This is a genomic window from Gluconobacter sp. P1D12_c (assembly GCF_018812105.1).
GTDB lineage: Bacteria > Pseudomonadota > Alphaproteobacteria > Acetobacterales > Acetobacteraceae > Gluconobacter > Gluconobacter oxydans_A.
Genome location: NZ_JACSIQ010000006.1, coordinates 169,036 through 191,210, shown reverse-complemented (window position 1 = coordinate 191,210; position 22,175 = coordinate 169,036). Strand labels below are relative to the sequence as shown.

At 51.8% G+C, this 22,175-nt stretch carries 16 protein-coding genes and 1 pseudogene; 8 read left to right on the top strand and 9 right to left on the bottom strand.

What is annotated here, in order from left to right; all coding sequences use genetic code 11:
- The first annotated feature begins 28 nt into the window (after window positions 1-28).
- The gene (locus tag KP705_RS08885) at window positions 29-1,354 is read left to right on the top strand and encodes a UDP-glucose/GDP-mannose dehydrogenase family protein (RefSeq protein WP_200898326.1); all 1,326 of its coding nucleotides are present in this window, start codon (window positions 29-31) and stop codon (window positions 1,352-1,354) included.
- A 61-nt stretch (window positions 1,355-1,415) separates the two neighbouring features.
- On the opposite strand, the gene KP705_RS08880 is transcribed toward KP705_RS08885, so the two are convergent.
- The 3 genes from KP705_RS08880 to KP705_RS08870 all read right to left on the bottom strand — a co-directional run bounded on the left by KP705_RS08880 (window position 1,416) and on the right by KP705_RS08870 (window position 5,080).
- Window positions 1,416-2,798, bottom strand: a complete 1,383-nt coding sequence (locus KP705_RS08880; protein ID WP_046900515.1) for a sugar porter family MFS transporter — start codon at window positions 2,796-2,798, stop codon at window positions 1,416-1,418.
- 380 nt (window positions 2,799-3,178) lie between these two features.
- Window positions 3,179-4,582: a PLP-dependent aminotransferase family protein gene (locus tag KP705_RS08875; RefSeq protein WP_046900514.1), complete on the bottom strand. Its 1,404-nt coding sequence runs from the start codon at window positions 4,580-4,582 to the stop codon at window positions 3,179-3,181.
- A gap of 15 nt (window positions 4,583-4,597) precedes the next feature.
- Complete coding sequence (locus KP705_RS08870) at window positions 4,598-5,080, bottom strand: hypothetical protein (protein WP_099211446.1); 483 nt, start codon at window positions 5,078-5,080, stop codon at window positions 4,598-4,600.
- 656 nt (window positions 5,081-5,736) lie between these two features.
- On the opposite strand from KP705_RS08870, the gene KP705_RS08865 reads away from it, so the two are divergent.
- From KP705_RS08865 to KP705_RS08850, 4 genes are all read left to right on the top strand, one after another.
- Window positions 5,737-6,219, top strand: a complete 483-nt coding sequence (locus KP705_RS08865) for an RNA polymerase sigma factor (RefSeq protein WP_046900512.1) — start codon at window positions 5,737-5,739, stop codon at window positions 6,217-6,219.
- On the top strand, window positions 6,147-7,127 hold the full coding sequence (locus KP705_RS08860) for a DUF4880 domain-containing protein (protein WP_252348308.1): 981 nt from the start codon (window positions 6,147-6,149) through the stop codon (window positions 7,125-7,127). Before KP705_RS08865 ends, KP705_RS08860 begins: the two co-directional genes overlap by 73 nt.
- Window positions 7,128-7,218: 91 nt before the next feature.
- A complete protein-coding gene (locus tag KP705_RS08855; RefSeq protein ID WP_215764324.1) occupies window positions 7,219-9,753 on the top strand; it encodes a TonB-dependent receptor in 2,535 nt (844 codons plus the stop codon).
- A 19-nt stretch (window positions 9,754-9,772) separates the two neighbouring features.
- Entirely contained in the window at window positions 9,773-10,711 is a 939-nt protein-coding gene (locus KP705_RS08850) for a metallophosphoesterase (RefSeq protein ID WP_046900509.1), read from the top strand.
- Between the two features lie 138 nt (window positions 10,712-10,849).
- Here KP705_RS08850 and KP705_RS08845 read toward each other — a convergent pair whose 3' ends face one another.
- On the bottom strand, window positions 10,850-11,245 hold the full coding sequence (locus KP705_RS08845; protein ID WP_046900972.1) for a nuclear transport factor 2 family protein: 396 nt from the start codon (window positions 11,243-11,245) through the stop codon (window positions 10,850-10,852).
- 88 nt (window positions 11,246-11,333) lie between these two features.
- On the opposite strand from KP705_RS08845, the pseudogene KP705_RS20060 reads away from it, so the two are divergent.
- Window positions 11,334-11,603, top strand: a pseudogene (locus KP705_RS20060) (AraC family ligand binding domain-containing protein); the annotation flags it as partial.
- A 72-nt stretch (window positions 11,604-11,675) separates the two neighbouring features.
- Window positions 11,676-12,134: an AraC family transcriptional regulator gene (locus KP705_RS20055; RefSeq protein WP_235271780.1), complete on the top strand. Its 459-nt coding sequence runs from the start codon at window positions 11,676-11,678 to the stop codon at window positions 12,132-12,134.
- Between the two features lie 57 nt (window positions 12,135-12,191).
- Here KP705_RS20055 and KP705_RS08835 read toward each other — a convergent pair whose 3' ends face one another.
- The 4 genes from KP705_RS08835 to KP705_RS08820 form a co-directional block, all read right to left on the bottom strand.
- The gene (locus KP705_RS08835) at window positions 12,192-14,540 is read right to left on the bottom strand and encodes a TonB-dependent receptor (RefSeq protein WP_215764323.1); all 2,349 of its coding nucleotides are present in this window, start codon (window positions 14,538-14,540) and stop codon (window positions 12,192-12,194) included.
- A 100-nt stretch (window positions 14,541-14,640) separates the two neighbouring features.
- Window positions 14,641-15,984: an MFS transporter gene (locus KP705_RS08830; RefSeq protein ID WP_215764322.1), complete on the bottom strand. Its 1,344-nt coding sequence runs from the start codon at window positions 15,982-15,984 to the stop codon at window positions 14,641-14,643.
- Between the two features lie 72 nt (window positions 15,985-16,056).
- Window positions 16,057-17,211: a Xaa-Pro peptidase family protein gene (locus tag KP705_RS08825; protein ID WP_046900505.1), complete on the bottom strand. Its 1,155-nt coding sequence runs from the start codon at window positions 17,209-17,211 to the stop codon at window positions 16,057-16,059.
- Window positions 17,212-17,368: 157 nt separating this feature from the next.
- The gene (locus KP705_RS08820) at window positions 17,369-18,001 is read right to left on the bottom strand and encodes a TetR/AcrR family transcriptional regulator (protein WP_046900504.1); all 633 of its coding nucleotides are present in this window, start codon (window positions 17,999-18,001) and stop codon (window positions 17,369-17,371) included.
- A 554-nt stretch (window positions 18,002-18,555) separates the two neighbouring features.
- Between KP705_RS08820 and KP705_RS08815 the strand changes: the two genes are divergently transcribed.
- A complete protein-coding gene (locus KP705_RS08815) occupies window positions 18,556-20,286 on the top strand; it encodes a Hint domain-containing protein (protein WP_215764321.1) in 1,731 nt (576 codons plus the stop codon).
- A 123-nt stretch (window positions 20,287-20,409) separates the two neighbouring features.
- Here the strand turns inward: KP705_RS08815 and KP705_RS08810 are convergent, their stop codons facing one another.
- A complete protein-coding gene (locus KP705_RS08810) occupies window positions 20,410-22,164 on the bottom strand; it encodes a dihydroxyacetone kinase family protein (protein ID WP_215764320.1) in 1,755 nt (584 codons plus the stop codon).
- Between the last annotated feature and the right edge of the window lie 11 nt (window positions 22,165-22,175).

Sequence of the window (22,175 nt, the reverse complement as noted above, 5' to 3'; positions counted from 1 at the left end):
ACCCCATAGCGCTTGGAGAGTTTCTGTTATGCGTATAGCAATGATCGGTGGTGGTTACGTCGGACTGGTCTCCGGTGCGTGCTTTGCCGAATTCGGTTCAGATGTAGCCGTTGTCGAGCGGGACCCCAAGAAACTGGCAGCCCTGCGTGAAGGCCGTATTCCCATTTATGAGCCGGGTCTTGATGCCATTGTTGCCAAGAATACCGAGACCGGGCGCCTAACATTTGGAGACGACCTGTCAGCCGCCATTAGTGGGGCGGATGCTGTCTTTATCGCCGTCGGCACCCCAACCCGACGCGGCGATGGTCATGCAGACCTCACCTACGTCTATGCTGCAACAGAAGAAATCGCCCGATCGGCCAAAGAAGGCCTGCTCGTTGTTACGAAGTCTACGGTTCCCGTCGGAACGGGACGCGAAGTGGCGCGGATTTTAAGAGAAATACGTCCCGAGCTCACCTTCGACGTCGCCTCAAATCCCGAATTTCTACGCGAAGGCAACGCGATCGGGGACTTTATGCGACCGGATCGCGTGATCATTGGAATCGATACATCCGGTCCCGACAAAGGGGAGCGGGCGACAAGGATCATGCGCGAAGTCTATCGTCCTCTGCATCTTATCGAAGCACCAATCGTCATCACCGATCTTGAGACGGCGGAGCTTACCAAATACGCGGCCAATGCCTTTCTTGCCATGAAAGTCACTTTCATCAACGAGATGGCTGACCTCTGCGAAAAAGTCGGGGGTAATATCCACGATGTCGCGCGTGGCATGGGCCTTGATCAGCGCATTGGTCGGCGCTTTCTGCATCCAGGACCGGGTTATGGCGGGTCATGCTTTCCCAAAGATACACGCGCTCTAACGGCGATCGCCAGTGACGCTGGCGCTCCCTCCCGCCTGGTCGAAGCAACAGTGGCGGTAAACGAAGAACGCAAAAGCCGCATGGCAGAACGCATTATTGCTCACGCTGGAGGCTCCGTCCAAGGCAAGACGGTAGGTGTCTTGGGCCTGACCTTTAAGCCTGATACTGATGACATGCGTGAGGCTGCTTCTTTACCTATCCTCGCCCATCTTCATGAAGCAGGCGCCCGGATTCAGGCCTTTGATCCAGAGGGCATGGAACCTGCCCGTGCGCTTCTTCCTGACGGGGTCATTTACTGTGAGGATGCACTGGAAGCAGCTACCGACGCTGACGTTCTGGTCGTTCTGACGGAGTGGAACGTGTTTCGCGCCATTGATCCGGACCGCCTGAGCAAGGCCATGCGAGGAAAGGCAATTGCTGATCTCAGAAACATTTGGAACCCAGCGACCATGCGGGCTGCCGGATTTGACTACAGCTCGATCGGCCGAATCTGAGCATAAAAAAAGCCGGCTCCATGCAGGAGCCGGCTTTTTTGAGGCATTGTTTTCCTAGAGATCAGGACTTGTGAACGGGGGCAAAGGTCCCGTTTCGAAGGCTCATTTCAAGTTGTTCCAGAGACTGTCCTTTGGTTTCCGGCACATAGCGCAGCACGAACAGGAATGCCGCTGCATTGACAAGGGCGAAAAGCCAGAACGTCATGTGCGCACCCAGCCCCTGTACCAGCGAGAGAGTCGTCAGGGAGATCAGAAGATCTGCACCCCAATGGCTACCCGCAACAAGGCTCATACCCTTGCCACGGCATGACAGCGGATAAACCTCAGCACCAACCAGCCAGACCGCAACCGACAGACTGCCCGTGTTGCAGATCGTGTAACCCATGATCGCAATAACCGTGATCCATGCACCCGCACCGCCCTTCATATGAAGAGCAAACATTGCACCGAGCACGATCAGGGAAATAACTGCGCCAGGCAGCAAACGTAGGATCAGTGTCCGGCGGCCCCAGTTATCGACAGCCCAACCACCAAAGATCGTCGCGCAGACCATCGCCAGACCAACAGCAACGGACGTCAGAAGAGCAGATTCCTGTCCGAAGCCTGCATCCGCAAAGATCGTTGGAGCGTAGTACAGAACCGCGTTGATGCCGGTCAGCTGACAGAGCAGCGCAATACCAACAGACGCGATAAGGGCAGGACGAACCCAAGGCTTGGCAAGTTCTGACCAAGGAGCCTGCTCATCATGGTTGTCTATGATGGCCTGAAGCTCATTCTGGGCAACTTCTTCCGAAGACCGCACACGACGCAGAACAGCAAGAGCTTCGTCTGTGCGGCCTTTAAGTGCGAGCCACCGTGGGCTGTTGGGCAGAAAACCCATTCCGACAAAGAGAATCAGTGCCGGCAGCATGCCGATGCCGAACATGATCCGCCAGCTGCTGTCCCGGAGAAAATAGCCCGTCAGGAAGGAGATCGTGACACCCGAAACAATCGCAAGCTGAAAGCCAACAACCAGGCGTCCACGCCGGTTGGGTGGCGAAATTTCTGCAATGTAGATCGGGACAATCTGGGATGCCGCACCAATCGCAAGCCCCAGAATCAGACGCGACACAATGAGAACCGTAACCCCTTGAGCAGCCGATGCAAGCGCAGTGCCACCAAGAAACAAGGCGGCAGCAAGCATTACTGTCCGGCGGCGGCCAAACCGGTCCGAGATCCCGCCTGCACAAAGACAGCCAATCAGCGCCCCGAGAATGATGGCGGATGTTACAATCTCGGATCCGATCGTATCGAGATGAAACTGCTCACGAATCTGTAGAAGTGCTGACGATATGATCCCGGTATCATACCCAAAAAGAAGGCCACCCGTTGCAGAGATGGTGGCGATGAAGTTGGTCAGCGCTTCTCCGCTGAGCCGTCGTGAAACATCAAGGGACTGCGTCATTAGGGTCTTCTTCCGTCCGTGAGCAGGGTCATTCGGGGTGGGTGCTTCTTTAACGTTACAGCACCTAAAGGAACATCATAGAAGTGAGTATTTTCATATTTCGATGATATTTATGTTATTTATCACTCAGATGTGACACTCGATGATGCATGTTTGTCACATCTGACCGCATTGCTGGCGGTTGAACTTTGACTGTCACCACAGGGACAAAGCGAACATCAGGCTCGCTTTCCCAAGACTAGTCCGTTTTTAGGAAGAGACCACGATCACCATACAGCGAGGAGCGGCGTGGCAGGCCTGTTCTCCCGGAATATTGAAAACTCCCGTCAATAACGGGGTAATCAGACAACAGATGGATCAGAATCCATCCGCTCTACAAATCATACGATCGATAAAAAATCTGTAGCTCTTTTGTGACTGAGAATAGTCACGATATCATGGAGCGAATTTTCTAAATTGGAAATATCAAGGATACTTCCGAGAGAAATTCTGGCGCGCTGCGGAAAGTCACCATCCACTGTGAACACGTTGCTCGGGACCAATGCGATACCACGATGGCGCGCATATGATACAAAATCCACGCTATTCCACCATTCAGGAAGCTTTAGCCAAACATGTGGACCATTGGGATCCATGCCGTGGCCATCCCCCAGAATATTTCGGGCGATCGACTGCCTGAGTCGTAATTCCTGCTTAATAGCCCCCAAAATCTCTTTGGACTGTCCCGATTGCATCCAACGCAATGTCAGCGCACTCAATAGTCCTGCACTTGTGAGGGCAAACGCCCGCACAGCAACAGCAAAGCGTCTGGTCATTTCGGCATTTGGCAGAGCAACATAAGCGGTTCGCAAGCCAGGACTCAAAACTTTCGCCAAGGTAGAAACATAGATTACTCGGCCATGGTCGAGCGCGGCCAATGCAGGGATGGGATTGTCGTGCAGCAAACTGTAAGGATCATCTTCCACGACATAAAGACGATTATCGTGAACAATCTTCAGGACGTCCTTACGGCGCTCCAGTGACATTGTTACGGTTGTCGGGTTCTGAATAGCGGGAATACAATAAAGCGCTTTTGGCTGATATTGTCGGCAGGCCATTTCCAGTTGTTCGGGTATGAACCCATTTTCGTCGCCATCTACCCCGACAAGAATAATCCCGAGTTGATCAGCGACGGTTCGTATCCCGGAATAGGTAATGCGATCCGTCAAAATAATATCGCCCGGGTTGGCCAGAATACTCATGGCTGCCGCAAGAGCAGTCTGAGCGCCAGGTACAACCAGCACATCATCTGGACGTCTTGATCCAATAACGGGCTCGATCCACCTTACCGCATGCTGGCGCTCTTCCAGTGTCCCACCCGTTACGCGGTATGACATGAGATTGGAGATATCCTGCTTCTTCAAAAGAGCCGCAAGATCACTCTGCATAATGCGTTGAAGTGATGGATTTTGGGGTATCGGCGGCAAATTCATCGTCATGTCAACAATGGCTGCTTTGGGAGATCGCCAATGGCTAACCTCGGCCCCCATCCTGACAAAAGTGCCGCGCCCTACTGTTGCATTAATCAGTCCACGACGATGCGCTTCCCTGAATGCCCGCGTTACGGTTGTAAGGTTTGTCTCAAGGGCACTGGCTATTTCCCGCTGCGTTGGAAGCCGTTCACCACCATGAATAATACCATTACGGATTGAGGCTGCCAAAGCCTCTACAATCGCGAGGTACATAGGTCCGTTATAAAGGCCTACATATTCATTCCATTTTTCTAATAATTTTTTGTTTTTCATCGATAAGACGCTTGATTATTTTCTAAGCGACTTCAGGATAAAACCGAAAAAGCGGTCCATCGCCGGACCAATAAAATATCCAACGAATATGGATGCAAATGCCAGAGGCCATGCAAGATATTCATACGGTGCAAACCAAGCCTGGCCTTGGATAATCGTTATGACGGTTATGGCAACCAAAACGAAACCCCAAAGCGAAGACGACATAAAGGGAGCGAAGTACCGCCCGTAAATCCCATTTTCTTTTTCAGAAATCGCTTTCGATATACCAATATGGTACAGAAAAATCATCGACGAAACAAAACAGCCGAACAATGCCATCCAGCTTGTGTGGAAGTGATTTTTATCGTCAATATATGTGTAGTACAGAGCCAACGCTACATAGGCATGCGCCAAGAATAGCCCCAGAACCATGCCAAAAAGCCGATGCTTCAGGACTGTCTCAGCTTCGACGTTTTTATTATTATAAACTTCATTCTTATTAAATTGCTCAATCATGATTCTATTCTCTGTCCTGCAGCACGGTCCAAGGCGTCGAGGTCAGTATATCCTCTGTCCATGAGCCTCCACTCTTTGGCGCAGATTGTCTGCCCTTTAGCGGCAATATGCAAATTTCTGCAAACAGATAAGGTCGTTGAAAATCAATACAAATGAAGACAATTTCGGGGAAGTTTGCGCCACAGAAGCATACAATATTTCTGTAGGCCGCGATCAAACATAAATTTTTGCATATCTTATTGTTTTATAACAATTTTTTTATGTATGGAATTTAATATGAAAATATTATCTTCGCATTGAAATACGCCTTCTCCCGAACCCTTCTAAATAAGAGACTTAAGAATTTTACGAAGTTTTTTTAGTCGTACATTTGAAAACCAAAAATGTATGTATCGGAAGCTTCTGAGTTCAAAATACTCTGTGCTCTCTTCATGCTCACAGCGTCACACGAGTGCGCCTTAAAAATAAAATCTTTCAACATAATGACCGTGGCTTACTTTGTAACTCTGTGAAGGTTTTAAGAAAGGAGAAGATATTCCTTTCAAAAACACATCCTGTTCCATTAGCAGGCAGAGCATTGATCCACGAACGGAAGAAATGCCTGTGTTTTCCATATCCAGGAATGACCTTTCCGCTTTTTGCCTCAGTGATACACGATGACGGAACTGGTCAAATCGCAGTCATGCTGGTCTCTTCTCTCATCCAAAATTCAGCGCCGGACAGGACGCAGAGATTCCGAAGATTTGTTGCAATCTGCATTCCTAAAGCTTCTGGAGCTCAAACCATCCAACATCCGCAATGTCGAAGCCTATCTTGTAAAAACAGCCCAAAATACAGCCTATGATAGTCATCGACGAGAACAAAATGGCCCCGTTGCCTACGTTGAAGACGACGATATAAAAGAACTTCCCTGCACAGGCCCCACGCCCGTCGAAACAGTTATGTCTCGACAACGCTTGGACATATTGGAAGACGCTATCAAAGACCTCGACCCGCGGACACGAGAGATATTCCTACTTCATCGGCTCGAAGGCTTGTCTTATCCACAAATTGCAAAACGTTCCGGATGCTCAATCAGCAATGTGGAAAAACATATCAGCAAAGCTCTGGCCTTTCTGACAAAAAGACTTTTGGATTAAGATTTATGCCTACTCCTCATGATACGGCAGCTTTCTGGTTTGCGCGTTTGAATGCTCCCGATTGTTCGGAGCAGGATCGCGAGAATTTTTCCGTATGGTATCATCAACATACAGCCAACGCGCAGGCGTACGAGCTTGTTTCTTCTATTTGGCGTGCATCCGGGAAAATCGCTTCGCACTCTGGGGAAACACCACTCACTATCGCCGCATATCGCTTCAGCCGCCGCAAAATGCTGGCTGGCGCTATCGCGATGGCTGTTGGCTCATTTGCTCTTCTTCCAGCCCCGGCAGAAGCGACGATACGAGCAACCAGAACCGGTCAACAAATTAGATTGTCCGTTTCACCTGCAATGACAATTCTGCTGGATAGTGACAGTTCCGTTGCCATTCACAGCGAAAAAAACACTCTGGATCTGTTGTATGGGCAGGTCGAAGTTAACCTCAAAAACTGTGAAGCCCGTAACACGATAAACCTTGATCAGTGGAACATTGGGCTGATTTCAGGGACGTTCAATCTGTCGAAGTCCTCCCTTAAAAACACCATTACGGTTTTAAACGGAGCAGCAGCTCTGGCACATCCGGATATGGCCGGATCGCAAATACTCAAGGCGGGCGAACGCGCTACGATTTTGCCGGATAATAGGTTGCTAATTGATCGTCCATCTTTGGAAGATGTACTCGCCTGGCGGAGTGGACGGCTGGCATTTCGAGATACGCCGTTAAGGGAGGTTGCGGATGAAATGAACCGCTATTCCACCAGAAAGCTGGAGATCAGTCCTTCTGCTGCAAATCTGCGAATTTCAGGGTTTTATCATTTTGGGCAGAACGAAACCTTTGCGCGCCTGCTTGAAAATTTTCTGCCCATTCGCGCCAGTTTTGAGAAGACCATCACGATCGTTAAGCTTTAATGACAACGATCATTTTCCACTGAGGGGATACGCATCCCATTCGTCAACGAAGCAGACACCCATTGCGGCTTTATGCTTCGGAGACTCATTCATGCTTCGCCTCAGACCGTCCTTCCGACAGGCCACGCTGGCCGCGACGATTTTCGCAAGCCTGCCAGATTCAGCTTTTTCAGCTACTCCCTCCTCGCTGGAACTGCATATTGGTTCGCAATCACTTTCCTCTGCCTTGGCAGAGCTTTCCCGTATCAGCCATCAGGATATCCTGTTTTCAGAGGCAGCACTGGGATCACGTACAGCTCCCGCATTAAACGGAAAATACACGTTTGATGAGGCATTACGGCGACTCACACAAAATAGTGGCTTGCTTGTTTCCCGAGATGTCAGCGGCGCCATCACCGTCAAAACAGGTGGTGCGTTACCAAAAAAAACTCCGCGCCCCGTAGCCGAAAAGTCTGCCCCCACCCGTGAAGAGGCTATGGTCGTTCTTGGTACTGGGCAATCCAGACAGGTTCAGACGCTCTCACGAAGTGAGTTGCACAAAGCTGCACCGGGGACCTCTCCCCTAGCCGTGCTTTCCGAGTTGCCTGGCGTCAATTTCCAGTCTTCCGACCCTCTAGGGGCTTATGAGTGGGCTCAGCAGATTACCGTTCGTGGGTTTTTTACCGATCAGCTCGGCTATACCTTGGACGGAATTCCACTCGGAAACATGCAGTACCGTAACAACAATGGCCTAGCCATTGGGCGCGCACTGGAAACAGAAAATAACGGGCCCGTCACCCTTGCCCAAGGCACCGGTGGCTTGGGTACAGCCTCAACCAGTAATCTTGGCGGCACGATCCAGTTTTCGTCCATTGATCCAACAGATCATTATGGACTGGATGTTTCCGGAACCGTGGGAAGCTCGAACACGTGGCGTGGATTTGTGCGGCTCAACAGTGGCATTTTACCGGGCGGAGGAAAATTCTACGCCAGTTACGATTATCAGTATGCGGACAAGTGGAAAGGCTGGGGACAACAAAAGCAACAGCAGCTCAACTTCAAATATATTCAGCCTCTGGGCGATGCAGTCAAAGCCACCACTTATCTGGACTTTGATGACCGTCGCGAGGACGATTATCTTGATCTTTCCACCAGCCTGATCAAGCGGTTTGGCTATAATCATGACGATATCAGCAACAACTATAAGCTGGCTGAGCAGATTGCCCGTGCTTACCAGGCAGGACAAACTCTGCCCTCTCCATACACGTCTCCAGACGATACATATTATCGTGGAGGCGGCGTTCGCCAGGACATGGTGGGCTACGAAAAATTCGATTATCACATACTCCCGCATCTAACAGGCTCCACGACAGTTTATGGTCATTATGATCGGGGACCGGGCACGTGGTCTGATCCGTACGATCCCACGCCTGCCAGTCTTGGAGGGTCGCCGCTTTCTGTTTCGACAACAGAATATCGAATGCAACGTGAAGGCGTTCTGACCAGTCTCGCGTATCAGCGCTGGAACCATAAAATCGAAGCCGGCTTCTGGTTTGAAAACAATCTTTTCAGTCAGGCTGCAAAGCTCTATCCACTTCAGGAAGGGGTAACCCCGTCAAATATTCAGCGCTTTTATGAAAATCCGTTTGCCGTGCAGTGGCAATATACATTCCGCACGCATGTTTATCAGTTCCACCTGGAAGACAGCTGGTCAATCACACCTAAGCTCAGGGTAAATGCTGGCTTCAAATCTTTGGTGTCGAGTAGTTCTGTAACAACGGCCCAAAGCGCAAATCCGATTAATGCCTCCATTTCCGCATCTAATGGATTTCTGCCTCAGGTTGGCGTTCTGTATCGCTTTAATCGCCATCATGAAATCTTTGCTGATTTCGCACGCAACATGTCTGCCTATACGGCGTCAGCTTCAACCGGGCCATTTTCGACGACACAGGCAGGATTTTCCTACATCCACAACAAGCTGAAACCTGAAACAACGAATACAGAAGAGCTTGGCTACCGTTTCCATAACGACAGTGTGCAGGCGTCTCTGACAGGCTATTACGTCGATTTCGAAAATAGACTTCTCGCCTCCTCCATGAGCTCTGTCATTGTGGGCAACCAGAATGTGCTTGAAAACGTGGGAAGCGTAACATCTCGCGGCGTAGAAGCTGCAGCAACCTGGCGCTTTTTCCGGAACTGGTCTCTCTACGGCGCCTGGTCCTATAACGACGCGCATTACAACGATAATATCAAAAGCTCTGATGGGTCCATTCTGCGCATTTCGGGCAAGCAGGTCGTGGCTGCCCCACGCAACATCGGAAATTTCAAGCTCGCTTATGACGACGGGACCATCTGGGGCCAGTTCGGTGGCCAATATATGAGCCGACGTTTCTACACGTTCCTGAACGACTCTCCCCTGCCAGGCCGTGTGCTGTTCAACCTGTCAGCCGGTTATCGTTTCCATCGCCCGGGAATTCTCAAGGGGCTGGAAGCACAGGTCAACGTCGTGAACCTTTTCGACAAGGGATACATTTCCAGCATTGGCACCACCGGCTTCAAGAACAGTGATCCAACCGGAGCCTATCAGACGCTCCAGGCCGGTGCTCCACGGCAGGTCTTTTTCACCCTGAGCAAACATTTCTTCTGATCAGCCAAGGAAAATTCTCATGCCATCACTATCACGTCGCGGCATTCTGGGAGCCGGAGGTGCCTTGCTGTCCACCACTCTGGTCAAGGGCGCTTTTGGACAAAGCACGCCAGCCATCCCGCATGAGCCTTTTTCATTCCTGTTCATAACGGACACGCATCTCCAGCCAGAACTGGATGCCATGAAAGGCTGCCAGATGGCCTTTCGGGCAGCCTCCAAAGAACAAGCAGATTTTGTCCTGCAGGGTGGAGATCACGTTTATGACGCAATGGAAGTTTCTCTTCCTCGCGCACATAAACTGCTTGATCTGTATGAAATGACTGAGCAGGAACTTGGCAAAAAGGTTTACCATACCGTCGGCAATCACGACTGCTTTGGGGTCTATGCCAAGAGCGGGGCTTCAACGCAGAACACTGAATTCGGAAAGAATTTTTTCCGTAAGGCTTTTGGCGAAACCTATTATGCGTTTGAGCATAAAGGTGTTCATTTCATCGTTCTGGATTCCGTGACAATCACGCCAGATCGCGATTACGAGGGGCGCTTTGACGCACGGCAAGTAAGCTGGTTGAAAGCCTATCTTCAGAACGTCCCCGCAACAGCACCGATTATTATTTCGACGCATATTCCCATGGTGACCGCATTTTACACCTATGCTGACGAAAGCCCGTCTCTTTTCAAGCACCAGGCGCTGAGCACGGTGAATACACGAGAAATTCTCGCCTTACTTTCTGGACATAACGTTTTGGCTGTTTTCCAAGGCCATACTCACGTTCTGGAACAGGTGGAACATAACGGCATCCAGTTCATCACTGGCGGCGCTGTCAGCGGAAATTGGTGGCACGGACTACATCTTGGAACACCTGAGGGCTACATGATGGTTCATGTCGAGAACAATACCGTTCGCACGGAGTATAAAACTTACGGATTTCACACCGTCTCCCCTCAGAACACTTACTGACTCAAACTTGGTTTTAATTGGGGAATTATTTTCCAGCTGAGCCGCCTTCACTCTGATTTTGCAATCGATTTGAAAGCGGCTCAGCTCATTTGTCTCTTTGCCCTTATGTGCTTCATACAAAGCCATCAAGGCAATCTATTACTGCAGCGATCCCAATGCCTTATCTTCGTAATGACCTTCAATGACGTGCGTCAGTTCATCCACGAGACAGATACGGGCGCCTCGAAACCGGTAGAACGCAATAACCTTGATCAGGCTATGCTCGCCGGAATGACGTGTAGCGCGCGCGAAATGCACCGTAGCCGCGCTGTCACCGTCACAGATGAGATATTGGATACTGATATCCAGTTCTCGGAGGCTACTGCGTAAAGCCATGGTATGGGTGCGAAAATCATCGAGTGTCATCTCCTGTCCATCGACGAACTGTCGATAGTCCGTCGTCATGAAATTGGAGAGTCCACTGATGTCTGACGTAAAATCCGTAAAAGTGGCAAACATCTGGCGGATTGTACGCTCGTGTTTTTCTAAGGGCATAAAGCCTCCTTTAATTTTCCGAACATCTTCAGAAGTAATATCGGAGAAAAACATGGCGCTCTCTCGAAAATAGGTCATATTTCGACTCATGTACGCCAAAATATCTTCTCCTATACCAAGAGCGCTTTCCACAGACACCGACATCCCGTGGCTATCGGCAGGACAGATCAGCCAACCTCAGCGACGTGTAACTGACCTTCACATCCATAAAACCGGCCAGATTATTCTGATGGAACACGGGATTATGGTCGTCAAAACTGAAGGGGCTTACTGGCTGATCGGCCCGGGACAATTTCTCTGGGTCCCACCGAAGACAAATCACGACGCTCGCTCTCATGGATCAATTTCTGGATGGAGCCTGTATGTCAGGGAGGATAGGTGCGCATCCCTTCCCGTCAGGCCTTTTGTCGCAGACAGTACGCGCTTGATAATGGCTCAAGCCGAGCGCCTGACATCTGTTATTACTGATGAAAAATGGGATGACCGTACAACGCGCCTGGCTGAAAGCTTTTGGGATGAACTGCTTTCCATCCCTTGCAGTTCCGTCACATTGCCTGCCCCGAAAGACGTCAGGCTAAAGCTGGTCACCGAAGCTCTGAGCAGTGACCCGGCTGATGTGCGAGAACAGCAGGACTGGGCAAAGTTTGCCGGAATGTCCTTACGCTCTTTCGTGCGCCATTTTACCGCTGATACGGGAATGTCATTTTCAGTCTGGCGCCAGAAACTCCGCATTCTCAGCGCGCAGGAAAAACTGGCGCGTGGCGAGAGGGTCACCTGCGTAGCTGCCGCGGTAGGCTATGAGAGTCTGGGTGCTTTCGCTGCGGCTTTTAAGAAAAGCACCGGATACTCCCCAAGCGATTACATAAAACGGGTCACCAGAAAGATTTAAAATCTTGACGCCCTTGTTCAGGAAAGGGCGTCAATTTGTCGAACCTGCCTGCCGTGATCAGAAGTCTACTTTCAGGCGACCACCAACCATGCGTGGCGTTCCTGGAACGCCGAAAATACCATTCAAACCCGTGTCCCGCGTTACGTCGTAATGTCGGTTCAGCAGATTGTTTGCGTAGGCTGAGACGGACCATTTTCCGCTCTTAGGCGCGAACGTCAAACCGGCGTCCAGCAGGAAATAAGCTGGCAGCCGGTAAAGATTGTTCCCGGGAATATTTAACTGGGATCCGCGGTAACTGTAATCGACATAGGGCGTAAGCCCCCATGCCTCACCGAGCTTCACCTTGTAAGACGCAGAGCCCTCAAGCGTCAGCTTCGGAATTCCCATATCGACGTTATTGAAATTCTTGTACTGCGCGCTCAGCACGCCCGTCTTGATGTACGCGAGAGCGACAGCCGTTGAGTCGATAGCGTTGAAATCCTTATAATTCCCGCGCTCGTATCCAATATGTTGGTGCAGAACCAACCCCGGGATCGGGTTGGCATCAATCTCCATCTCGACGCCCCAGATACGGCTCTTGGGAATATTGACGTACTGGCCTACCACGCCATAACGCGGGATAACGGCCAAACCGATCATCTGCTGATTATGATAATCGTACCAGAATGCATCACCATTGATACGAAGCTTGTGATGCAGATAATCGGACTTGAAGCCGATTTCATACGCCAGAAGGGATTCCGGCTTTGTTGGATTAAGCTGCGATTCAACAACCGTATTGTTGGCTGTGAACCCGCCCGGCTTGAACCCTTTCCGAATTGATCCATAAAACATCAGATTATTGAACGCCTGATATTCAATGCCACCCATTCCGGAAAACTGATTGGTCAGAGCACCATGTCGGCCATACCGGTTGTCAAAAGGCGTTGGATACGCCGGAGTGTTATACCGCATAGTCCGCATATTATAGAGCGTACGGTCATCGGATTCATGCGTCAGGCCCGCCTGAAGATGCAGCCGCTTGGTAAGAGCAAAGCGCAAATGGCCATACTGACTGAACGCCTGCTGATCCTGATTATAGCTCGTCCGCTGCACATAAGGCCGGGACCCGGACTGGGAATAATCATTGAAAATGGAAGAACGCATTTGCGTGCGGTCATAATACATCCCCACCGTCCACTGAAGGCGTGACTGCGGGTTACGTGATGCTAACTTGACCTCCTGAGAGAACATATTGGCGTTCGTGTTGACGTCCACGTCATAGATTGCATAGCGCGTGCCATCCAGATCCATGAGATTATGAACGTACATCTGCTGGAATGCGCTGATAGTCGTCAGGTTCGCAAACCCCAGGTTCCGGGTGATATTAACGCCTGCCCCCCAGAAGGTGTTGTTATAAGATGGTTTGGTCTGTCCCTCATTGCCTGACAACTTGAGAAATTCTGGGCGAAAGCCCCACGAGGTATCTCTGTTATTGCTGTAAGCTGGCGTATTTCTCGATAGGTCCTGAATATTATAAACGCCAGTAGCCTGGGAATTATCCTGCATCCAGTTCCCACTCAAAACGATGTTCGTCTTATCGTCAGGCTGCCAGGCAACCTTCGCGCGCAAACCACCTTTGTTGGCATTTCCCAAAGTCTGGCCTGTGTTGATGTTTTTCTGAAAGCCTCCCCCCTGCTGAGTAAAACCAGCAATCCGGTATTGCACGTTGGAGGTGATGGGGCCGGAAACATAGAGGTTGGTAATGCTACGATTATAGGTCGCAATATCTTCCGACGCACCATAGTGAAGCGCCTTCGTCGGGTCCGCCGTTTGAACGTTGATCTCACCAGCCGTCACGGTTTGTCCGTGCGTGTAACCGGATGGCCCGTTGCTGACATCCACACCCGCCATATCAAACATCGCAGCGCCTGCCATATATCCAATAGGCAAAGCTACGCCATCCACATAGGTCATGACGGATGGCGTATTGTTGGAGGTAAAATCGTTTAGCCCCACCCCACGCAATGTAAAATTGACACTGGAACTCGCACCTTGAGGCTGCACTGTGAGATTGGGCGCAAGGTTCATCAGGCCTTTAACGTCCGTCACCTGATGCCTTGCAAGATCCGCGGCATCGATATGAGTGACTGAAATGCCCTGCTTCTGTCGCGCCGCCTGCCCAAACACGTTTCTCGTCTGCCGCACCATAATCGTCTCAGGCTGCGAAGATTGCATGGCCTGTCGATTATGCTGAACGGGAGACAACACAGGCTTTTGTGCAGTTGCCCCAGCTTTGGGGTGAGGCGCATGTTTGTGAACTGCGCCCTTTGTGATTGGGGCCGCGACAGATGTTTCCGTACAGACAGAAAGCGTCATGGCAAGAGCGGTGCCGCACAGAAGAAAATAATTGTTATATCGGAACATTTCAGGTCTCCCCGGAATATCTCCGGTTATGAAGGTGGCGTGTTTCATGCACTCGCATGAGCGAACTTGGTGGAGAGGGACGTGTGGAGGCAGACGTGACTTACACGCCGTAATCTCCAGTAATCGCCTCCAGAGAACGGTTTTTGGTGGACGGCCCGAACAGGAGGATACTGAGCGCGCCACCGAACAAAATGACGGCGGTCAGACCAAACACTCCTGCAAAGCCTACTTTGGGATATGCGGCACCAATCAAGAGCGGGGCAGCAATCGCTCCTACTCGACCAAGTGCCGATGCTGTTCCCATGCCCGTCGCGCGGAGAGACGTTGGGAAAATCTCAGGAGTGTAGGCGTAAACCCCGGCATACGTTCCATTCATGAAGAAGGAGAGCAGAAGGCCGGATACGAGAACTGCGGTCGAAGAACTCGCCATCCCCAGACCAAGAGCGCTGACCATCGCGGCAGCTAGATAACCCACAATGGTCGCTTTTCGTCCCCACGCTTCGTTGAAATAAACAGCGCTGAAATACCCGGGGATTTGTGCCACGTAGATTGCGATTGAAAAGCCAAAACTATGCGCAATGGTAAAACCCCGAGCGATCAGAAGCGTAGGCAGCCAGGAAAAGAACGCATAATAGCTGAACGTAATGGACATCCAGAGAAGCCAGCTCATGACGGTGACCTTGCGCATGGGTGCCGACAAAAGCTGCGTGAATTTCTTGGACATACGCGTGCATGGTGATGATGGCGCGCTTTCTGCCTCATAAGCCACAGATGGGCGCCCTAGTTCTCTTTCGATGCCACTGAGAACAGCATGAGCTTCCTGTCCCCGCCCGACGATCTGAAGCCAGCGGGGAGATTCTGGCAGAGATCTGCGCCACCAAAGGAGCAAAATCACCGGACAGGCTGTCAGAGCCAGCGCCCAACGCCACCCGTCCGCTGATCCCGGGATCAGGGCGTATCCCAGCAGAGCCGCAGCAACGAAGCCAAACGAGAAAAAGCCGGCCAGAGCACCAGTAAAGGCTCCGCGATAACGGCGCGGCACAAATTCTGAAAGATATGGAGCGATAATGGCGGATTCAGCGCCAGTCCCAAGACCCGCGATCATCCGTGTCAGAATAAAGCTGTGCCAGTTTGTACAGAAGGCCGAAGCCAAAGATCCCAGACAATAGCAGGCCAAAGCCCACATCATGACAGATCGGCGGCCCCATCTGTCTGCAACCAAACCGGCACACAGCGCACCAATGAAATATCCCAAAAACGCGGAGCTGCCCAATAGCCCCAGCTGTGACAGGGGCAGGCCCCATAAATGCTGAATAGCAGGCATAACGAATGCCAGAATGGCTCCATCAAGCCCGTCAAAGCAGTACCCTGCTCCTCCCACCAGAAGGAGCTTGTAATGAAAGCGGGAAAACGGAAGCTGCTCCAGCCGTTCTGAAATAGTCATCGATAGCGTTCCCGACACAAGGGAGAATGAAAAAACAAACTTCGTCAGGAAAAATCAGCGTGTGCCTCAGGCCTAACGAACGATGAGATTTTCTTTTTCATCGGGATATTTTGTCAGTATTTCGTATCCGGATTCAGTGATCAGAACTGTATCCGAATGCCGGTATCCACCCTGCCCTTTGATATAAATTCCCGGCTCAACACTGAAAATCATACCCGGCTGAATGACGTTATCTTCACCCAAAGCAAGGAACGGAGCTTCATGACTGGTAACGCCGAAACTGTGGCCGGTTCGGTGCAGCGGCGTGTCATAGCCCGCGCGATGCGCAATAGCCTGGCAGGCCGCATCAATTTCGGAACCAATCGCACCCGGTTTGAGCATACCGTACGCTTTGTGGCGCATTTCCATCATGGTATCGAAGGGGCGTTTCGCGTCTTCGGGGACATGATCCAGAAAGAACGTTCGCTCAATTTCCGCGCCATATCCGTTGATGCGCCCCGCAATAAGCCCCATGAACGGGCCTCCTGGTTCACAAGGTGCGGTCAGGCATGAAAAATTATGCGGATCGTCTGTATAGGCGGGCGGCTGGATGAGACCGGCAGCCTTGCTGGACATGACATTATAAGCCGGTGCTTCCGTCAGGCAGCGGTGGTAAAAATAGGGTGTCACGTCTGAAATGGCCTGAGCCACCATCACACCTGGCTTGACCTTGCCCATCATCATGGCAAGCGCCTTGGTCATCACGTCACTTGTCCACGCGATACGTGAAATCTCATGGGCAGACTTAATCTGCCGGACGTCATCGACGATATTCAGGATCTGGCACCGAGGTCCGATCGCTGCCTGCAAATAAGCCGGACAGGCAGCCTCAATACCGATTGTGCCCTGCGCCGGCAGAATGCTCGCCAGACGATCAGACCATCGCGCTCCAGCAGGGGCTGGGAATTCGGCATACTCCGCAAGTGTCAGGGCACCGACCTTGTGCCGCTCCACATGCGGGATCTCAAGCCTGGGAACAATGAACGTCGCGTCAGAGGCAGTCAGAACCAGTACAAATGGACGTTCATGAACGAAATTAGCGAAATTTGTCAGGTAATAGATGTTGTCGGGATCAAAAGAGACATACGCCGCATGGCCGGCTGCCTCCATTTTTTCCCGGACTTTCTTATGGCGTTCGGCCATTTCGGCGGGAGAAACCTGCAAAGCAGTAAGAGGCGGCATTGTCATGTCTGACCCTGTTGTGCTGGCGGGAGGTCTCTCAACGCTCCCATTCAAATTCTTATAAAAGCAATACAACCTACTTGTTTGTTGCACGTCAAGATAAATTATTTGCGTATCGGAATGATTCGACCCTGTCCGTGCGGGACGTTCCCAGCCCTCTCAATCAGGGAGTTTTCAAGGCAATCCGAAGGAATTCTTCACGAGCAAATCTGCGCCAGACTTCAAAGGAGCGATAGAGATCCTCCAGCGGAATGCCTCGTGCCGTTTCAACTGCTAACCCGCGCAAAAGCGCAGCATTCAGAAGTCGCAGATCAATAAACTCCTGACTGGGCGCCACACCCCGCTTACCGGACAGCCACCGCGTCATAAACTGGTCAATGCGGGCAAGAACCGGAGCCGTCACTTCTTCCAGATCCGGATCGCTTCGCCTTGCCAGCTCTATTTCCACCGTCGCAATAAATTCCGGCCCGGCGGTCACGAGTGCCCACATCGTATCCAGCATGGCATCAACACGCTGCTCAGGTGTTTCCTTGTTGCTGATGGCCTGCCTGTAGAGGCGCGCGCGCTTAAGAGCATAATGACGCAAAACCGTGGCCATAATCAGCGATTTTGTGGGGAAGTGGTGCTGCAACGCCCCAAGACTGACACCTGCCGCCTTTGCGATGCGCTGTATTGTTGTCGCGGCATAGCCCTGCGTCTGAAGTAGATTGACGGCCGCTTGCACAACCTTGGCTCGCGTCGAGGCGCTACGATCAGCCTGCGTACGCCGCCGCACGGGGACGGAAGAAACACTCATGAGATTACAGACAGGCCCCTGATGCCAAAATCAACGATAGGAAAATTCTCTTACAGTGAAGCTCTCGCTTCCGGAAATTCCTCTTCAATTCCATTCGCCAATGCTTCTTCCAATCAACACTTTCTTAGGGTTTCTGTTCTAAGCAAAGAGCTCGGGACATGACGTTATCGAGATCATCAGTCTCTCCATATCTCAAATGGAAATCTCACGTTCGCCGGGAGGGAGGCATTTCCAGAAAAGACTATGCTACCGCAGGCCCTCCATGATTTGAAAATATCAGAGCGCTTTTCTGGCCTCGCGCCATCTCATATTCGGAATCCAATATGAAAATTCCGATTAACGCCGTCCTCTAGAATGCATTTTTTTTCAAAAAGTATTCCCCCTGAAAAGATCAGGACTTTTTAGAAAGTTAATGTTTTCTTTTTGGTCTTTCGGCCATAGAAAATCATGAAAATCAGTATTTCCATTTTACAAAAACCACCTGAAATCATACCATTAGTTTACTTAAAACAAACCATTCGCATTCAGCGTCGACGAAGAAGCATAGGAATCACATGACAACGACAGTCAGTTCAGGAAGCTCCACGACCGTTAGCGGTACGACACAAAGCGGTTTCGTTGTCCGGGGTGGCGGCACACTGAATGTCTCAGGTGGCGGGAAAGCAAGCAGTATCGCTGTTTCTTCAGGCGGCGTTGTTAATGTCAAAAGTGGAAGCGCATCGGGCATCGTACTGAGTTCTGGCGGCGCGAAATATGCTGCCAATGGCGCTCGGCTCTACACCTATTCTGGAGCGACAGTCACAGGCGTCACGGTTTTTTCCGGCGCTGAAATCAATAACCGAGGCGGTGTGCTCAGTAACGTCACCGTTTCCTCTGGTGGCTTTGCCCAGGAATTCGGTAACAGCTACGGCCCATCCAAGGACTATTATACGACTGTTGCCAATGGCGGAGAATTCTCCGTACAGGCTGGTGCGTCGTCCATTAGCGCCACGGTGTCTTCCGGTGGAATTTATACAGTTCATTCAGGCGCCATTATCAGCGGTCTGGACATTACCTCTGGCTCTCTACTGACATTTGCAGACTTCAAGGCTGGTTCCAGCATGTCAGCCAGTGTCAGTGGCTCGACCTTGAATGTTTATTCAGCAGGTAAGCTTGTACAGTCCGTGGGCCTGGATACGACTGCCTATGATGGTCATAAGTTCGACGTCTCAGCGTCTTCGGGTCAGTACGATAGCGGCGGCATCCGGGTTACGGTCTGCTATCTGTCCAACACCATGATTTTAACGCCAGACGGTGAAAAGGCCGTTGAAACCTTGCAGATTGGCGATCTGGTTATGGTTAAACGAAACGGCAAACTTCAGCCAGAACCAATCCGCTGGGTGGGCCGTCGTTTTGTGGACGTCAAAGCCAGTGCAGACCCTGACAAATGGCCCGTCTGCATCAAGGCCAACGCACTCGCCGACAACGTCCCACACAAGGACCTGCGTGTTACCTCGGAGCACTGCCTGCATCTGAATAATCTGATGGTTCCGGCGCGGATGCTGGTCAATGGTCGCTCCATCACAACAGATAAGTCCGAGAGCTTTTTCGAAATATTCCATGTGGAACTCGAAACACACGGCGTTCTCATCGCCGATGGAGCAGAAGCTGAAAGCTATCTGGACACGGGAAACCGCACTTCGTTCGAACAGACCGGAGATGTTGTTCGCCTGAACAATCAGACATGGGTGTCTGATGCTGCGGCGCCGCTCGGTGTAAACCGCGAGCAGGTCGAACCGCTTTATACGGCGCTTCTGGAGCGTGCGATCAAGCTGGATATCGGCGAAGCATCGCGTCCCGCAGAACAAACTGATGACCATGATCTGCATTTGGTCACGACGGACAACACCGTGATTTATCCATCACGGACAATGCAGGGATCGGTTCTGTTCCAGATCCAGCCGGGCGTCACATCGGTTCGTCTGGTTTCAAGAAGCAGTCGCCCAGCAGATGTTATTGGTCCATTTGTTGATGACCGTCGCAATCTCGGCGTTCTGGTTGGGCAAATCAAACTCTGGGACAGCACAATTTGCCATTCCATCACGTCCCATCTTTCTGCATCCGAGGACGCAGGCTGGTACGCTGAAACCAACGGTGAAGCCCGTTGGACGAATGGCAATGCTCTGGTGTCTCTGGGAAACCGGAATGCTGATGCGATCGGGATGCTGGAAGTTCAGGTTCTGAACGCAGGGCCATATCTTCTGGAGAGCCAGAACGATTCAGCGCTCCAGCTTTCTTTCGGCTAAGCCGTTAAAAGGATCAGGAGCTTTTGGTAAGAAAGCTCCTGACCTTTCACTTCTGCCAGGTCAGGAGTTCTCAAGACAAGGCGTCGCCTGGCGCGTTTCTCTCAGAAAGCCCCCGTTTTTCCCTTACTCTCCCAAAGAAACTGTGCGTTTTTGCTCACCTTCAAGAAGCTGAGTCTGCAGTTCCTTTCCCACCACACCGACACAAAGCGCGAGAGAAAGAGCTCCCGCATCAGGGTGACCCTTGCTTCTTTCACCATGGGTTCTAGCGCGCCCCATGCGAGGGAGAAGATCTTTCGTAGCCTCGGCAGCGGCTTGTGAGGCATTGGCGGCCTTAGACCATGCCACGGGCAGAGCCGCACCACCTGAAAGCTCCTGCTCAAGCATTTCCACAAATGGCACGAGAGCATCAATGAGGGTTTTGTCCCCAGGCTTGGCTTTCCCAAGAGACATGATGCGCTCCATTGCCTGCCTTACTCCCTGAGCAAGCTGTGTTGAAGAGGGAAGCACATTGTCATCCAGCGCCAGACTGAACGCTCTCAGGCCCTCGCCCCACAAAGCGCCAGACGTTCCGCCAGCACGATCTGCCCAGGCATCTGCCGCCGCTGAAAGCGTGGTTGCAGGCCCAGCCCCTGAAGTCACGGCTCTGGCGGCCGCGGCTTTGGCAGCAGCCGAACCACGGGCCATTCCCTGACCATGATCTCCATCTCCCGCCACCGCATCAATATGGCCCAGCTCAGTTTCTGCCGCTGCAAGAGCCTCGGCCAGGGTGCTCATAACTCCCGAGACGCACTGACCGCCTCGCCGCCCTTCTGCTGTGGACGATTTCATATATGTCACGCTGGTCTCGGCTGGCGCGTCCTCGAAGGTTGTACCTACTTCTTCAATCAGGCCATGGCGCAACGCCGCCGTATCAACCGGAGCGCACCAGAGGCGCTCCAGTTCTTCATCAAGCCAGGTCAAGGTCAGTGAACAGCCTGCCATATCAAGACTGGTGACATATTCTCCAACCAAAGGGGCCACAGCCGTCAGACCTGCTTTTTCCAACAGGGGCGCCAGTGCTTCCCACAGAACAAACAGCTCCTCCTGTTTCGTGCTTCCCAACCCGTTGAGAGTCAGAGCCACACGCCGGGATGCCCCGGCAGGCAGTTCGCTTAGGACTTTTTCCAGCAAAATCTGTGCCAGGACCTGCGGTGTCGGAATACTCTCCTCCCCGATCCCCGGCTCCCCATGCACACCAAGCCCAAGCGCCATACGGGCATTCGGTACGTGAAACAGCTTGTCTGCCTCGCCCGGCAGTGTGCAACCCTCGAAAGCAACGCCGAATGTTCGTGTCTGACGGTTTACGCGGTGACCAATCTGTTCGACAGCGTCCAGATCCAGCCCTTCTTCCGCAGCGGCGCCCACAATCTTGAAAATTGTCAGATCACCCGCAATACCGCGCCGACGTTCCCTCTCGTTTTCTGTTGCACTGGCCACGTCATCCATGGTTGCAAGAATGCGAACGTCATATCCCTCTGCCCGCAACCTGTCGGCGGCGATACCGAAGTTCAGAACATCTCCAGCATAATTGCCAAAGCCCAGAAGAATGCCTCCTCCGAGATCTGCCTGACGGACGACACTTTGAATGGCCTGCGTTGAGGGAGACGCAAAGATATCTCCAGCAATGGCCGCGTCTGCAAAACCAGTTCCCACATATCCGATGAATGCCGGATAGTGCCCTGATCCTCCCCCCACAACGACAGCCACCTTGCCTTTTGAACCCGGTTTAGCGCGCACAACACCACCTCGGACCATTTTGACAAGGTCTCGATGCACCATGCTGTATCCATGCAGGGCCGAGGCTGCGAATTCGGAAGCATCGCCACAGATCTTGGTCATGTGAGTCTCTC

What these genes read in the sequence shown, in the direction of transcription:
- KP705_RS08885 (WP_200898326.1), top strand. Translation starts at nt 29, where the DNA reads ATGCGTATAGCAATGATCGGTGGTGGTTACGTCGGACTGGTCTCCGGT.
- KP705_RS08880 (WP_046900515.1), bottom strand. Translation starts at nt 2,798, where the DNA reads ATGACGCAGTCCCTTGATGTTTCACGACGGCTCAGCGGAGAAGCGCTG.
- KP705_RS08875 (WP_046900514.1), bottom strand. Translation starts at nt 4,582, where the DNA reads ATGAAAAACAAAAAATTATTAGAAAAATGGAATGAATATGTAGGCCTT.
- KP705_RS08870 (WP_099211446.1), bottom strand. Translation starts at nt 5,080, where the DNA reads ATGATTGAGCAATTTAATAAGAATGAAGTTTATAATAATAAAAACGTC.
- KP705_RS08865 (WP_046900512.1), top strand. Translation starts at nt 5,737, where the DNA reads ATGACGGAACTGGTCAAATCGCAGTCATGCTGGTCTCTTCTCTCATCC.
- KP705_RS08860 (WP_252348308.1), top strand. Translation starts at nt 6,147, where the DNA reads ATGCTCAATCAGCAATGTGGAAAAACATATCAGCAAAGCTCTGGCCTT.
- KP705_RS08855 (WP_215764324.1), top strand. Translation starts at nt 7,219, where the DNA reads ATGCTTCGCCTCAGACCGTCCTTCCGACAGGCCACGCTGGCCGCGACG.
- KP705_RS08850 (WP_046900509.1), top strand. Translation starts at nt 9,773, where the DNA reads ATGCCATCACTATCACGTCGCGGCATTCTGGGAGCCGGAGGTGCCTTG.
- KP705_RS08845 (WP_046900972.1), bottom strand. Translation starts at nt 11,245, where the DNA reads ATGCCCTTAGAAAAACACGAGCGTACAATCCGCCAGATGTTTGCCACT.
- KP705_RS20055 (WP_235271780.1), top strand. Translation starts at nt 11,676, where the DNA reads ATGGCTCAAGCCGAGCGCCTGACATCTGTTATTACTGATGAAAAATGG.
- KP705_RS08835 (WP_215764323.1), bottom strand. Translation starts at nt 14,540, where the DNA reads ATGTTCCGATATAACAATTATTTTCTTCTGTGCGGCACCGCTCTTGCC.
- KP705_RS08830 (WP_215764322.1), bottom strand. Translation starts at nt 15,984, where the DNA reads ATGACTATTTCAGAACGGCTGGAGCAGCTTCCGTTTTCCCGCTTTCAT.
- KP705_RS08825 (WP_046900505.1), bottom strand. Translation starts at nt 17,211, where the DNA reads ATGACAATGCCGCCTCTTACTGCTTTGCAGGTTTCTCCCGCCGAAATG.
- KP705_RS08820 (WP_046900504.1), bottom strand. Translation starts at nt 18,001, where the DNA reads ATGAGTGTTTCTTCCGTCCCCGTGCGGCGGCGTACGCAGGCTGATCGT.
- KP705_RS08815 (WP_215764321.1), top strand. Translation starts at nt 18,556, where the DNA reads ATGACAACGACAGTCAGTTCAGGAAGCTCCACGACCGTTAGCGGTACG.
- KP705_RS08810 (WP_215764320.1), bottom strand. Translation starts at nt 22,164, where the DNA reads ATGACCAAGATCTGTGGCGATGCTTCCGAATTCGCAGCCTCGGCCCTG.